Source organism: Pseudomonas sp. fls2-241-TYG-175 (genome assembly GCF_030209155.1).
Lineage (GTDB): Bacteria > Pseudomonadota > Gammaproteobacteria > Pseudomonadales > Pseudomonadaceae > Aquipseudomonas > Aquipseudomonas viridiflava.
Genome location: NZ_JARVSO010000021.1, coordinates 1 through 13,368, shown reverse-complemented (window position 1 = coordinate 13,368; position 13,368 = coordinate 1). Strand labels below are relative to the sequence as shown.

General features: G+C 58.2%; 12 protein-coding genes and 2 tRNA genes. 8 read left to right on the top strand and 6 right to left on the bottom strand.

Annotated features, from left to right (window positions below; genetic code table 11):
* Positions 1–101 precede the first annotated feature (101 nt).
* Positions 102–1,253 carry an MFS transporter gene (locus QRN20_RS16200; RefSeq protein WP_122407183.1) on the top strand — a complete coding sequence of 384 codons (1,152 nt, stop codon included), beginning with the start codon at positions 102–104 and terminating at the stop codon, positions 1,251–1,253.
* Here the strand turns inward: QRN20_RS16200 and nhaR are convergent.
* On the bottom strand, positions 1,250–2,152 hold the full coding sequence (gene nhaR / locus QRN20_RS16195) for a transcriptional activator NhaR (RefSeq protein WP_122517585.1): 903 nt from the start codon (positions 2,150–2,152) through the stop codon (positions 1,250–1,252). The genes QRN20_RS16200 and nhaR overlap by 4 nt on opposite strands.
* Positions 2,153–2,284: 132 nt before the next feature.
* Between nhaR and QRN20_RS16190 the strand changes: the two genes are divergently transcribed.
* Positions 2,285–2,527, top strand: coding sequence for a hypothetical protein (locus QRN20_RS16190; protein ID WP_058431313.1), 243 nt, complete (start codon positions 2,285–2,287; stop codon positions 2,525–2,527).
* 38 nt (positions 2,528–2,565) lie between these two features.
* Complete coding sequence (locus tag QRN20_RS16185; RefSeq protein WP_004884858.1) at positions 2,566–3,324, top strand: TerC family protein; 759 nt, start codon at positions 2,566–2,568, stop codon at positions 3,322–3,324.
* 88 nt (positions 3,325–3,412) lie between these two features.
* Here QRN20_RS16185 and QRN20_RS16180 read toward each other — a convergent pair whose 3' ends face one another.
* On the bottom strand, positions 3,413–3,592 hold the full coding sequence (locus QRN20_RS16180) for a hypothetical protein (protein ID WP_029241104.1): 180 nt from the start codon (positions 3,590–3,592) through the stop codon (positions 3,413–3,415).
* A gap of 314 nt (positions 3,593–3,906) precedes the next feature.
* Here QRN20_RS16180 and QRN20_RS16175 point away from each other — a divergent pair, with 314 nt between their 5' ends.
* A complete protein-coding gene (locus QRN20_RS16175; RefSeq protein WP_231991867.1) occupies positions 3,907–4,509 on the top strand; it encodes a peptidase C39 family protein in 603 nt (200 codons plus the stop codon).
* Positions 4,510–4,564: 55 nt separating this feature from the next.
* Here QRN20_RS16175 and QRN20_RS16170 read toward each other — a convergent pair whose 3' ends face one another.
* Positions 4,565–5,848: an NAD(P)/FAD-dependent oxidoreductase gene (locus QRN20_RS16170; protein WP_025993955.1), complete on the bottom strand. Its 1,284-nt coding sequence runs from the start codon at positions 5,846–5,848 to the stop codon at positions 4,565–4,567.
* Between the two features lie 183 nt (positions 5,849–6,031).
* Here QRN20_RS16170 and QRN20_RS16165 point away from each other — a divergent pair.
* Positions 6,032–6,108: transfer RNA gene (locus QRN20_RS16165), tRNA-Val, on the top strand.
* Between the two features lie 169 nt (positions 6,109–6,277).
* Positions 6,278–6,354, top strand: a tRNA-Val gene (locus tag QRN20_RS16160).
* Between the two features lie 134 nt (positions 6,355–6,488).
* On the opposite strand, the gene QRN20_RS16155 is transcribed toward QRN20_RS16160, so the two are convergent.
* From QRN20_RS16155 to QRN20_RS16145, 3 genes are all read right to left on the bottom strand, one after another.
* A complete protein-coding gene (locus QRN20_RS16155; RefSeq protein WP_004884871.1) occupies positions 6,489–6,851 on the bottom strand; it encodes an NUDIX hydrolase in 363 nt (120 codons plus the stop codon).
* 199 nt (positions 6,852–7,050) lie between these two features.
* Positions 7,051–7,428: a hypothetical protein gene (locus QRN20_RS16150; protein ID WP_122417688.1), complete on the bottom strand. Its 378-nt coding sequence runs from the start codon at positions 7,426–7,428 to the stop codon at positions 7,051–7,053.
* A gap of 783 nt (positions 7,429–8,211) precedes the next feature.
* Positions 8,212–9,276, bottom strand: coding sequence for an NAD(P)-dependent alcohol dehydrogenase (locus tag QRN20_RS16145; protein WP_285360804.1), 1,065 nt, complete (start codon positions 9,274–9,276; stop codon positions 8,212–8,214).
* Positions 9,277–9,544: 268 nt separating this feature from the next.
* Here QRN20_RS16145 and QRN20_RS16140 point away from each other — a divergent pair, with 268 nt between their 5' ends.
* Entirely contained in the window at positions 9,545–12,430 is a 2,886-nt protein-coding gene (locus QRN20_RS16140) for a bifunctional diguanylate cyclase/phosphodiesterase (RefSeq protein WP_285360802.1), read from the top strand.
* A gap of 173 nt (positions 12,431–12,603) precedes the next feature.
* The gene (locus QRN20_RS16135; protein WP_004884879.1) at positions 12,604–13,158 is read left to right on the top strand and encodes a hypothetical protein; all 555 of its coding nucleotides are present in this window, start codon (positions 12,604–12,606) and stop codon (positions 13,156–13,158) included.
* The last annotated feature ends 210 nt before the right edge of the window (positions 13,159–13,368 follow it).

The following is a 13,368-nucleotide window of genomic DNA, read 5'->3' as shown; positions in this document are numbered from 1 at the left end:
GGTGAATACCCCATGCTCGCTTCAACCTCGTTTCTGTTTTTGATGATCTCAAATGAAGGCCCATCCAGTGGATGGGCCTTCATCGTTGTTCTGGAGTTTTGATGTTACTGCCCATTCTGCTGTTGTCGGCCGCCGGGTTTACCGTGCTGACCACAGAGTTCGTCATCGTTGGCCTTTTGCCTGCCATGGCGCGTGACCTTCACGTCACGGTGCCGCAGGCCGGTCTGCTGGTGACCCTGTTTGCCTTTACCGTCGCCGCTTTCGGCCCGTTCCTGACGGCGTACTGCTCGCGCTTCAGCCGCAAGCGCCTGTTTGTCGGCATCCTGATTCTGTTCGGGCTTTCGAATGCGTTGGCCGCCCTGGCACCGAACATCGCGGTGATGGGCGTTGCCCGGTTGATCCCGGCGCTGGGGCTGCCGGTGTTCTGGGCATTGGCCAGTGAAACGGCGGTGGACATCGTCGGTCCGCAGTTCGCGGGTAGGGCGATTGCCCGGATCGGTTTCGGGATCGTCTGTGCCACGGTGTTCGGCATTCCTGTCGGTACGCTGATTTCCGATGCGTTCGGCTGGCGCACGGCATTTGCAGCCCTGTCGGTGCTGGCCTTTGCCAAAGCGCTATTGCTGACGGTGTACCTCCCCAGCGTCGTCAAAAAGGAGCCTGTCTCGATTCTCGGCCAGTTCGGCATCCTGCGCAGTCCGTTGATGCAGGGCCACGTGTTGCTGTCTGTCCTGGTCTTCAGCGGCATGTTCACGGCCTACACCTATCTGGCCGACATGCTCGAACGTCTGGCCGGTTTTGACGGCACGCTGGTCGGCTGGTGCCTGATGGGCTTCGGCGCGGTCGGCTTGCTAGGCAACTCGTTGGGCGGACGCATGGTGGATCGCCATCCGCTGATCGCCAGTCTGGTGTTCTGCGCGTTCATGGTGGTGGGCATGGTCGCGGTGGTGCCGAGTATCCATTCCTGGTTCGCTCTGGCACTTGCGCTGGCGGTATGGGGGATCACTCAAGCTGCGCTGTTCCTGGTCAGCCATGTGCGTCTTATCAAAGCGGCACCCCAGGCCCCGGCTTTCGCTGCATCACTGAACATCGCCGGTGCCAACCTAGGCATCGGGATCGGAGCGGTTATTGGCGGGCGAGTGATCGATCATCTTGGGCTCGGCAGGCTGGGCTTCGCCGCAGCTGGCATTATCTTTCTCGCGATACTGCTGGCCTGGGTTCTGATGAAAAGCAAACCGACCCCCGTCGCGGCCTAAACGCGGTCAGTGAACAACTGGTTACGTGCACCCTCGGCAATGGCAACAACGCCGGGGTGCCTGACCTTGCGTTCTACCGTAATCGCGTAGAACGATTCGGTCACCGCGTCGGTCTGGCCGATGATCTCCACGCCATACTGACTCTGCACCTCGTCAGCAATCACGCTGGGCGCCACGAACACGCCGCTACCTGATTTTCCAAAAGCCTTCATCAAGGCACTGTCATCGAACTCGCCCACAATGCGCGGCTGGATTTTCAATTCGGCGAACCAGCGCATCAGGCGCCCCCGCACCACGGTTTCCTGACCCGGTATCAGCAGTGGAGCGCCGTGCATGCATTGCGGAAAGTCGGTGCCGATGCGTTCGGCCACTTCCCGTGTCGCGAAAAAACTGACACCGCATTCGCCCAGTTTCTGACTATGCCCCTTGATGTCCAGATGAGGCGGCATCGGGCTGTCGGAAATCACCAGATCCAGACGCTGAACCGCAAGATCGGCCAGCAGGCGTTCGAGCTTGTCCTCCCGACAGGTGATGCGTATCGATCCATCGAGGTCCATGGTGGGCGCAAGCAGGTGATAAACGATGGATTTGGGCACCACGTCGGCGACGCCAATCCGAAACAGCAGTTGTTGTTCGTCAGGGTTTGAACTCAGCAAGGCTTCAAGCTCATTGCCCAGTTGAAACATCTGCTCGGCGTAGGGTAGGGCCATGCGGCCCGCTTCGGTCATTTCCAGCTGCCGACCCACGCGCTGGAAAAGATCGACGCCCAGGGACGACTCCAGCAGGCTGATCTGGCCGCTGACGGTTTGTGGTGTGAGGTTCAATTGTTCGCAGGCACGGACAATGCTGCCGGTCTTGGCCACGACCCAGAAGTAATGAAGCTGACGGTAATTGAGCATGTCCGTTCCCGATTCGTTAAAACCGAAGTATATCGCTTATAAAATCGAATTTTCCTGATGTTTCAGCTTCCCTAGAATGCCTTTCCAACGCCGGACCCAAAGCAACGTCCGGCCTTGCCTATCGAGGGACACATGAAAAAATCATTTTACGCTGTACTTTTGACCGGTTCGCTGTTGGTAATGGCCGGGTGCGATCAGATTGAGTCGTCCTCCAAGCAGATGTTGAATACGGCGGCCGATTCAGCCAAAAAGGCAATCGATGACACTCATCAGGCAGCGAGCAAGGCTGTGGAAGAGGCCAAGCGGGAACTTTCGGTACTGGAACCGGCACCAAGCCCGGCTGAATCAGAAAGCAAGTCCGGTAAAGAAATCTAACATTCGTTCAACTATTGGCTCAGGCAGGGCAGTGATCTATGGAATACCTATTGGAACTCGCGACCAGTCCGGCTGCGTGGATTGCGCTGGCGACGCTGGTCGTGATGGAAGTCGTACTGGGTATCGATAACCTGATCTTCATTTCGATCATTACCAACAAGCTGCCGGAACATCAGCGCGAAAAGGCGAGGAAGCTGGGCATCGGCATGGCGCTGGTCATGCGCCTGGGCCTGCTGAGCACCGTGGCGTACATCGTGCAGTTGACCGAGCCTGTGTTTGAAATGTTTGGTCAGGCCTTCTCGTGGAAGGACATGATCCTGATTGCCGGTGGTCTGTTCCTGGTCTGGAAAGCGACCACGGAAATCCATCACAGCATGGACGTGAAGACCGAGGAAGAGAAAACCTTGAGCAATGCCGTGGCGCTGACCATGGGTAGTGCGATCGTTCAGATCCTGATGCTGGACCTGGTGTTCTCCATCGACAGCATCATCACCGCTGTGGGCATGACCGAGCACTTGCCGATCATGATCATCGCTGTCGTGAGTGCCGTGGTCGTGATGCTGGTTGCCGCCAACCCGCTGGCGAAGTTCATCAACGACAACCCGACCGTGGTCATGTTGGCGCTGGGCTTCCTGATCATGATCGGTATGACGCTGATCGCCGAGGGCTTCGGTGCTCATGTTCCGAAGGGCTACATCTACGCCGCCATGACATTCTCGGCTGCGATTGAAGGCCTGAACATGATGGTCCGCAAGGCCAAGCGCAAAAAGGCTGCACGTCTGGCTTCCAACGCCTGATCGCACGTCGCATGAAAAAACGGTCGGCCCGAGTCATCGGGTCGACCGTTTTGCGTTTCAGGCTGCCAGAATCACTTGCAACCCGGGTTCAGTGCGCAGCGGCATGACCGGTTTTCGGCGACCTCTCCAGCTTCAAGCGCTTGGGCGAGGGCTGGGTGACAGTGTGTGGATGATGACGGCGGGACACGCGCATCACACCCCACAACATGGCCGTAGCAACCGCAAGCCACGAGGCGACCAGCATCACGATTGTCAATTCCAGGCTCATAAGTGCCTCCACGTTTCCTGCTTTTGTGTTGCATTCCTGATAACTGACAGTCTAGTACCGGGCATGTTGCGATTAATTGACCAATGGCGTTTTGGTATGACCGTTTCGATCTATTGCCGTCGCATCACTGCGCGCAAAGGCTATACCCGGTCTCTCACGGGCTCTATGATCAGCGTTCAGATCGAGTGGTGATTGCTCGATGTCAGTTGAAGTGAGTGAACATGTTGCCGTTACGCATTCTTTCAAGCGCTGTCCGTTCCAGGGGTTCATTGCTGCTGGCTGCACTGGTGCTGTGCCTTTCAGGCTGCTCCTCGATGGTCACGCCGCAGATCAAGAGCCTGCCTGATCGTGTGGAGCTTAACTCGGTGCCGTTCTTCCGTGGCAACGCGTATCAGAGCGGGCCGGGCGCGCTGGCGAGCATGCTTGCCAATCAGCAGGTACAGACCACGCCAGGTCTGTTGGACAAGCCTCTGCAACTGCCGGGCGCCGAAGATCGTCTGGAGCAGAACATGCCCCGGGTCGCCCGCGAGTACGGTTTCATGGTGTACCCGCTGGATCACGACCTGCAGGCGTTGCTCGCTCAGGTGTCGGCTGGCTATCCGGTGATGCTGCGGTTTTCCCAGGGCTCGGCATTCTGGAAAGCGCCACGCTATGCTGTTCTGGTGGGCTACAACCGGGTGAAAGAAACCGTCCTGCTCAGCGCGGGCATGGACCGGCGCTACACCATGAGTTTCAGCAGTTTCGACTCGGCCTGGAAAAACGCCGGCAGTTGGGCGGTATTGATCCAGTCGCCACGCCAGCTGCCTGCGCAAGTCGATGCGCAGCGCTGGCTGAAGGCCGCCGCCGATCTGTCGCAAGCAGGGCAGGAGCAGGCCGCAGGTGAGGCGACCCGAACGCTGAATCGCGCCGTTAAATGAAATAGACAGCCTGAATGAAAACGGCGCCCTGTAAGGCGCCGTTTTTCATGAACCGTCAGAAGCCCAGTCGATCACGCAGGCTGTAGTACCACGCACCCAGCGCAGTCATGGGCGTGCGCAGCAACTGTCCGCCGGGGAACGGATAGTGCGGCAGGTCGGCGAACGCATCGAAACGTTCGGCCTGACCGCGCAGCGCCTCGGCCAGCACTTTGCCCGCCAGGTGGGTGTAAGTGACCCCGTGACCGCTGCAACCCTGTGAATAATAGATGTTGTCGCCCAGGCGTCCGACCTGAGGCAGGCGGGACAGGGTCAGCAGGAAATTACCGGTCCACGCGTAGTCGATCTTCACGTCCTTGAGCTGCGGGAACGCCTTGAGCATCTTCGGGCGGATAATGGCTTCGATGTTGGCCGGATCCCTCGCGCCATACACCACGCCGCCGCCGAAGATCAGGCGCTTGTCGGCGCTCAGGCGGTAGTAGTCCAGCAGGTAATTGCAGTCTTCTACGCAATAGTCCTGTGGCAGCAACGTCCTGGCGAGTTCTTCGTCCAGCGGTTCAGTAGTGATCACCTGAGTGCCGCACGGCATGGATTTGGCTGCCAGCTCCGGGACCAGATTACCCAGATAGGCATTGCCCGCAACGATGATGAATTTGGCGCGGACCTTTCCCTGGGCAGTATGCACCACAGGATTGGCGCCACGCTCGATGCGAATCGCGGCGGATTGCTCATAGATCGTTCCGCCCAGCGTTTCCACCGCAGCCGCTTCGCCCAGCGCCAGGTTCAGCGGGTGAATGTGGCCACCGCTCATGTCCAGCAGGCCGCCAATGTATTGCTCGCAATTCACCACTTCATTGATGCGGCGTTGATCCATCAGCTCCAGTTGTGAATGGCCGTAGCGTTCCCACAGCCGTTTCTGCGCTTCAAGGTGAGCCATCTGCTTGCCTGTCAGCGCGGCAAACACACCGCCATCCTTCAGGTCGCACTTTATGCCGTAGCGTGAGACGCGATCACGAATGATCGCCGCGCCTTCGAACGCCATCTGCCCCAACAACTGAGCCTGTCGCGGACCGACCGTGCGTTCGATCACGTCGATGTCACGGCTGTAGCTGTTGACGATCTGTCCGCCGTTGCGACCCGACGCGCCGAACCCGACCTTCGCCGCCTCAAGTACGGTCACTTTGAAACCGTTCTCCAGCAGAAACAGCGCGCTGGAGAGTCCCGTGTAACCAGCACCGATGATGCACACATCGGTTTCAACCTCGCCTTGCAGGGCAGGGCGTTCAGGCACCGGATTGGCCGACGCGGCGTAATAGGACTGCGGATAAGGCGTGTTGGCCATCCTGAAGCTCCGTTTAATATTCTTGACGAGTGCGCCGATCCTACCCGAGATGGAAACGCTCTGCCAGCGTCAGGTGAAAAGACCTTTCATTCCTGTCTTGGCAAAAACATCGTTAATTCATAGGGTTAGCGGTAAAAACAGATTGACATGAAGATTAAAGCCGGTAGGATGCACACCCACAGCAGGCACGTAGCTCAGTTGGTTAGAGCACCACCTTGACATGGTGGGGGTCGTTGGTTCGAGTCCAATCGCGCCTACCAGACAAAATCCGCTCTGCTGGGCGGTAATGAAAAGGGCGACCCGAGAGGGTCGCCCTTTTTTTGTTTCCCAGCGCAATTGGCCCAGTCAAATAATCCGCATATTCAGAGAGTTACTGCAAAAAAAGCCATTGACACCCATCTGAATATCCGTAGAATGCCGACCCACAGCAGGCACGTAGCTCAGTTGGTTAGAGCACCACCTTGACATGGTGGGGGTCGTTGGTTCGAGTCCAATCGCGCCTACCAAACAAAATCCGCTCTGCTGGGCGGTAACGAAAAGGGTGATCCGAAAGGGTCGCCCTTTTTTGTGTGCGCGTTTTCCTAGATGGGCAAGGGCTTGCCTTCAATGCGCCAGCGGCTGGGCGCATTGAAGGCTGCGCTCACCCTTGTCGGGCAAATGACTTGACGATGGACTTGGTGGCCGGGCTCGCCTTCAGGTCGCTGACGTTCTTGGGGGCGAGCCATTTGCAGGCGGCTATCTCGTTCTGGGGCTTGGCTTCACTGGAGTCCGGCACAAGAGTGATGAACACATGATGGGTCACCCGGTCTTTTTCATACTCGGCCAGATAACGCAGTTCCAGATTTTCCAGGCCTGTCTCTTCGTTCAGCTCACGCACCGCTGCCTGTGCAGGGGTTTCTCCGGGCTCGACCTTACCGCCCGGCAAGGCCCATTTGGATTTCGGTTTGCGCACGTAGAGGATCTGTCCGTCTCGCTTGCAGATGACTGTCGCTCGTTCTTTCATATCCGTTCACCTTTAAGCGTCCCTCACCATCAATATCTGCAAGGACTTCATGAACTTGAGACCGGCAAGCAGTCAGTGGTAGTCACTAAATTGTAATAAAAAGTTCATTTATGTGAATGAAGCACAATCAGTGCCATGAATTAAGCGTAGTTGAAGAGGGGTCGATCGCTCGAGTCATTGAGTTCTCGACCCCCAGGCTTCAGTGATGCCTGACGAGGCCTCGCGTAGCGATATGCTGCGACAGCTTTTGGTAGGTCCTGTCGTCTGCGGCTGCGAGCATCTTTCTGCCATCCTTCAGCGTCGTCAGAAACGTTATTTCCTTTTCTTCTCCTGCCAGCATGACACCCGCCGCCGCGCCTACAGGCCCGAGCACAAGCGCGCCCGCAAGACCGTAGCCGAGAGCGCCGTCGATTTTTTTGCTGGAGGCCTGGCTGGCCATTTCCACTGACTTGATGTCGTTGTGCTTGAAGCTGATACCCGGCCACGGGAAGAGGGGAGTTACGAGAGTGATGGTGCCAGCACGGTATTCCCCATCACCTTGAAGAAAATCACCCGCTAAAATCTTGATATTAGCCATGTGTCATTCTCCGTCCATTGAGTTGGCGCGTTTCAATCGAGCAACTATTTCGCGCCCCAAAAAAGTGCGTGTCAACGCTCTGGAGACGAACTGCACGGGATCAAAAGACGAAAGGTTCGACGGCGTTCGTCTTCGTTCCACGGTGCTGGAAATAGAATGCGTGAACGAATGGCGTGCACGAATGGCGTGCACGAAATTGCGCCGTCAGGCGGCTGCCTGTCACTCATCGTTATACACAAGTCCGCCTCCACACTGATCGTGCCCATCGCTCCGCGTGGGCATGCCTCCCGTGACGCTCCGCGTCACAAATGGCACAGATTGCGGATTCAGTGAGCCGAACGCATGACGTGGATAACGCTCGGGCTTGAACCACGCATCTGCGCCACATTCAAAAGCGAACGCGGAGCGTCCTGAGAGGCGTTACCACGCAGAGTGCTCATCGTTATACACAAGTCGAAACGCGCATCTGGAGCGGGCACTATTTCGGCCGTGGGAGCGGACCGGGCGGCGTTCCGTTTGTCCGCGAAAGCTGGTACATCCGACGAAGATCCAGCGTCTGAAACGCAGTATTCGCGGACAAGTCCGCTCCCACTTCAGATACCGCATTCCTTCAGGTCGATTTGTGTATAACGATGAGCGCAGAGCGTAGGAACGATCATCATCGTGTTCATCCAAGAGGACTTATGTATAACGATGAGTGCCTGTCACGGGGGCGGACAAGACCGCATTTTATGGTATGCAGTGGTCTGGCTGGCATGTCGCCAGTCAGACCGCCCGTGAAGGTCAGGCTGCAGAAGCTTCCTGTTTAAGGGTTGCCATATCAATCACAAAACGATACTTCACGTCGCCCTTGAGCATCCGCTCGTAGGCTTCGTTGATATCCTGCATGGCAATTTCTTCGATATCGGACACGATGTTGTGTTTGGCACAGAAGTCCAGCATCTCCTGGGTTTCCTGAATGCCACCAATCAACGAGCCTGCCAGGCTGCGGCGTTTGAAGATCAGGTTGAATACCGCAGGCGAAGGATGGGGCTCGGCGGGTGCGCCGACCAGTGTCATGGTGCCGTCGCGCTTGAGCAGGGAAAGGAAGGCGTCCAGGTCATGAGGCGCTGCAACGGTATTGAGGATGAAATCCAGGCTGTTGGTGTGGGCGGCCATCTCATCCGGGTCTTTTGAAACCACGACTTCGTCTGCACCCATACGCAGGCCGTCTTCGCGTTTTTTGGGTGAGGTGGTGAACAGCACCACATGAGCACCCATGGCGTGGGCAATCTTTACGCCCATGTGACCCAGACCGCCCAGGCCCACGATTCCGACCTTCTTGCCGGGACCGACCTTCCAGTGATTCAGCGGCGAGTAGGTGGTGATGCCCGCACACAGCAGCGGTGCAACGGCTGCCAGATTCTGGTCGGGCGCGATGCGCAGTACGAACTTCTCTTTGACGACGATTTTGTCCGAGTAGCCGCCGAAGGTGTTCTCACCGCCGAAGACGGGTCCGTTGTAAGTGCCGGTAAAGCCTTTTTCGCAGTACTGCTCTTCATGCTCTTCGCAGGATTGACATGCCTGGCAACTGTCGACCATGCAGCCGACGCCCGCCAGATCACCTACCTTGAATTGGGTGACATTGGCACCCACGGCAGTCACCTTGCCGACGATCTCATGGCCTGGTACCGATGGATAAAGCGTGTTGTGCCATTCGTTGCGCGCAGTGTGCAGGTCAGAGTGGCAGACGCCGCAGTACAGGATGTCGATCTGAACATCGTCGGCGCCCGGAGCGCGTCGTTCGAATTGATAAGGTGCGAGCTTGTCGGTGGCAGCCTGGGCTGCATAGCTGTAAGTCTTGATCATTGCGATCACCTGTCCAGTATGTGTTTGGCGAAGAAAGCGCAGGCCAGCATAGTGCGCAAAAGACGATGTTGCCTGCTGCGGGAACACTCTCTGACCCGAAAAACCATGAAATAGTGCCGCGAGTGCAGCGATGTTCGGCGCGCCCAGCATGCCGACTTGCAGGTACAATCCTTGCATCACAATTGCTGCTTTAATGTGACAGCGCACTGCCAACTCTGGCCGGAAGCGTCAATTATATTCGCCGTCGGTTTCTGGATCTGGTGTTGACATGACTGTACCCCCTTTGGCCTCCTGCCTGCGCCAGACCAACGATAGCGTCGCTCCCGGCGATACGCTGCGCGACCGTCGTGACCGGCTGTCCAGTCATCAGGCCATCGATGAGTTAATGGCTGTGGCACGTCAACAGGTCCCCGGCGTGCCTTGGGCGTTCTATATCGCGGGTGAGCAGAAGCGTCTGCTGGGGCAGGGCGCGCTTCATTACGATTGGCCAGAGCACATTCCCGTTGGCCGGTTTGAGTCGTTCTGTAACGAAGGTCAGGTACATCGGTGGGCGACAGGCCAGGGTGAAGAGGCGCTGGGCTGGCTGCTTGCACCGCTGGCCGAACAGCACAGTCCGGCACTGGCGGATCTCGCCATCAGACTGGGCTCTCTGTTGCAGAGCGCTGCACTGGTCAGGGCGCAGAGCACCCAGCGCGCGCTGTACGAGATCAGCCTGCTGGCCAGCTCGACCCACGAGCGAGGCACGCTGCTGCAAGGGATTCACCAGCAGCTTGGGACGCTGATCGACGCCGAGAATTTCTACCTGGCGCTGTACGACAGTCAGTCCGGCAAAATCACCTATCCCTATTACATCGACCGTTTCGACGATGAGGCGATGGCCCCGGAAACCTTCGAATACCTTGAACCCGCCAATATTTCCATGACTGGCTATGTGCTGACCCAGGGGCAGTCCATGTTTCTTGATGCGGCGGGCATCGAAGAGGCAGAAGCGGCTGGCCGTTTCAGGTGTAGAGGGCGTCGTCCGGAGTTCTGGATGGGCGCGCCGTTGAAAAACGCGTCGGATGAAGTGTTCGGCATGGTCGCGATGCAAGTCTACGATGTGTCCCGTGTCTACAGCGTTCAGGACCGGGCGCTGTTTTCAGTGGTCTCCCGGCATGTGGCCATGGCAATGGACCGGCTGTTGCACCGCGCCCACCTTGAGCAGACCGTGCTGTTACGCACCCAGCAGTTGTCCGCCGCCAACGATGCGCTACGTCTGGAAGTGGCCGAGCGCGAGCGTGCCGAGCACCTGCAAAGTGCGCTGTTTCAGATTGCCGAACTGTCCAGCCGTCCCGGAGACATGAACGAGCTGTTCCAGAGCCTGCACATGATCGTGGGTGAACTGCTGGTGGCGCTCAACTTCTACATCGCGCTTTATGACAAAGCCACGGGCGAGGTCACCTTTCCCTATTACATTGACGAGCGTTTGACGCAGTCACCTGCGCCCCGGCGTGGTCAGCGCGGATTCACCGAATATGTCATTCGCCAGCGCCGTCCATGCCTGATCGACAGCAAAGACGCGCTCAGGCTCGAAGCTGCGGGCGAGATCGAAGTGCAGAACCAGACCAACCGATCGACCTCCTGGCTGGGTATTCCGCTGTTCGAGGCGGAGGAAGTGCGGGGTGTCCTGGCCGTCCAGAGCTATTCTCGCCACGTCAGCTACACCTTGCGCGATCAGGAACTGCTGACCTTCGTTTCCCGGCACATCGATACAGCACTCTCTCGCCGCAGCGCTGCCGAGGCGATTCATACCGCCAACCTGCGTCTGGAGGCGCGGGTGCTCGACCGGACTCGCGAATTGGATCAGCTCAATGCAAGGCTTCAGCACGAAAATGCTCATGACTCACTGACCGGTTTGCCCAACCGCAGCCATTTGCAGCAACGATTGCAGCTGGCCTGGGAGGAGTTCTGCGGCCGGGGTCGTGCACTGGTGGTGATGTTCATCGACCTGGATCGCTTCAAGATTGTCAACGACAGTCTCGGGCACCATTGTGGCGATCTGTTGCTGATTCAGGCGGCGCAGCGTCTACGCAGTTGCATGCGCGTGGGTGACCTGCTGGCTCGACTGGGCGGCGACGAGTTCGCCGTGCTGGGGATTGGCGCGCGATTGAGCACGGGGGTCGGGATCGCTCAACGGATCCTCACGGCGTTCGAGTCGCCCTTTGTGATTGACGAACATACGGTCTTCACCTCCTGCAGTATCGGCGTCGTTGGGGCTGACGGTGAGTTCCACAAGGAGCCTGCTGACCTGTTGCGTGATGCCGACACGGCAATGTACACGGTGAAGAACGGCGGACGTGATGGCTGTGCAGTTTTCAACCAGGCACTGCGCCGTCAGGTCTCGGATCAGATGGATCAGGAGGGCGCGTTGCGGACCGCGCTGAAACGCACTGATCAGCTCATTCCCTATTTCCAACCCATCACCTGCCTGGAAACCGGCAGGCTGCTGGCGCTGGAGGCGTTGATTCGCTGGCGGCAGCCTGACGGGCAGGTGCTGACGCCCGAGTGCTTCCTGCCCGCGCTGGAGGGCCTACGGCTGATTGGCCGTCTCGACCTGTACATGCTCAGGCAGGTCATCGCGATTCTGGCCGATCCGGCCAACGCGCACTTGCCTCCAGTCCATGTGAACTGCTCCAGCTACAGCATTACCCGGCCTGCGTTTGCAGGCGAAGTGCTTTCCATGCTCGCAGAGTTCGGCGTGTCTCCGGCCAGATTGTGTCTTGAGCTCACTGAAGGCGCGCTGGTGGCAGATCCCGAACAGGCGCGTCTGTCCATGAAGCAGCTGGCCGATCAGGGCATGTCAGTGGTGCTGGATGACTTCGGTGCCGGGTTTTCTTCTCTCAGCTATGTGCACCAGTACCATTTCAGCGGGTTGAAGATCGACAAGTCGTTCATCTTCGAACTGACCACCAGTGACCGCAGTCGCGCCATCGTGCGGGCGATTGTACGGATGGCCGAATCGCTGGACCTGACCGTCGTCGCCGAAGGCGTGGAGGACCGGCAGACGCTGGAACTGCTGCGCGAGATGGGGGCGGGTCAGGCGCAAGGCTACTACCTCGCAGGCCCGCTGCCGCTGGAACAGTTGCAGATCGCTCAGTGCCAGACCACCCATTGACGGCAACGCGTTGCCGCGTTTGACGTGATCTGGAGGGGCTGGCGGGTAAACGTCATCTTTCTGCCGCTGCCTTTAGTTGCCATTGCCTTATGAATCATGGGTTTAGGGTGATTTCGGTAGTTGGCACCGCTCTTGCTGGTGTACAGGCGCATCACGTCATCAGGAGGTGAAAGATGATTATTGGCAACAGTGGGCTCGAACAGCTGGTTTCCCATGCTGTAGGAGCCATAGGGCGCAAGACGCTGGGCGAGGTGTCGCAGGATTCGTTCGGCGCGATGGCCGCAGCAGGTCTTGGCAACGGGGCGTTCCCGGTCACCTCGCAAACCGCCAACGCTGCGTCCACGGATGACGCGCAGAGCAACAGTGGCTACAACGAATCGTTTGCACGGATGATGGTCAATCTCAAGAGCGGGGCGGATACGTCGCTTTCCGAGAAGACCGCTGATCGCGATAACGGCGTCACCGGCGCGAATGCTGCCAGTGTCGGCGCTGCCGATGGCGCTGCGACGGGGGTCCAGAAATTCATGGACACCCTGAAGCAGACGGCCGAAGAGAAAGTGCGGGAAAAACTGACTGGCATCACCCAGCAGCAATACACCGCGATGAAGCCTGAGGATCAACTGACGATTGACCAGAAAGTCCAGGACGCCCTCAAGGACAAGCAGAACGATGTTGCGGATGACATCAATACGCGCATCCGGGGCATCAAGGCCGGTTTGTTGGCCTGACATCCCGATAGGTTGCACCCATGATTTCGCGAGCCGGCTCGCTTTCACGTACGCGTGATTGCAAGGTGACTCGCGATTTTTTTTGTCTGGGTCTTGGGCGTTCAGGCAGTTGCGCGTGGAACCGGGACGCGGAGCGTCCTGAGAGGCGTGGCTGAAACTGATCGTGCCCATCGCTCCGCGTGGGCATGCCTCCCGTGACGCTCCGCGTCA

Excerpts from the sequence above, each read along its gene's own strand:
- QRN20_RS16150 (WP_122417688.1), bottom strand. The coding sequence starts at position 7,428 with ATGGCTAATATCAAGATTTTAGCGGGTGATTTTCTTCAAGGTGATGGG.
- QRN20_RS16155 (WP_004884871.1), bottom strand. The coding sequence starts at position 6,851 with ATGAAAGAACGAGCGACAGTCATCTGCAAGCGAGACGGACAGATCCTC.
- nhaR (WP_122517585.1), bottom strand. The coding sequence starts at position 2,152 with ATGCTCAATTACCGTCAGCTTCATTACTTCTGGGTCGTGGCCAAGACC.
- QRN20_RS16175 (WP_231991867.1), top strand. The coding sequence starts at position 3,907 with ATGGTCACGCCGCAGATCAAGAGCCTGCCTGATCGTGTGGAGCTTAAC.
- QRN20_RS16190 (WP_058431313.1), top strand. The coding sequence starts at position 2,285 with ATGAAAAAATCATTTTACGCTGTACTTTTGACCGGTTCGCTGTTGGTA.
- QRN20_RS16170 (WP_025993955.1), bottom strand. The coding sequence starts at position 5,848 with ATGGCCAACACGCCTTATCCGCAGTCCTATTACGCCGCGTCGGCCAAT.
- QRN20_RS16140 (WP_285360802.1), top strand. The coding sequence starts at position 9,545 with ATGACTGTACCCCCTTTGGCCTCCTGCCTGCGCCAGACCAACGATAGC.
- QRN20_RS16200 (WP_122407183.1), top strand. The coding sequence starts at position 102 with ATGTTACTGCCCATTCTGCTGTTGTCGGCCGCCGGGTTTACCGTGCTG.
- QRN20_RS16145 (WP_285360804.1), bottom strand. The coding sequence starts at position 9,276 with ATGATCAAGACTTACAGCTATGCAGCCCAGGCTGCCACCGACAAGCTC.
- QRN20_RS16135 (WP_004884879.1), top strand. The coding sequence starts at position 12,604 with ATGATTATTGGCAACAGTGGGCTCGAACAGCTGGTTTCCCATGCTGTA.
- QRN20_RS16180 (WP_029241104.1), bottom strand. The coding sequence starts at position 3,592 with ATGAGCCTGGAATTGACAATCGTGATGCTGGTCGCCTCGTGGCTTGCG.
- QRN20_RS16185 (WP_004884858.1), top strand. The coding sequence starts at position 2,566 with ATGGAATACCTATTGGAACTCGCGACCAGTCCGGCTGCGTGGATTGCG.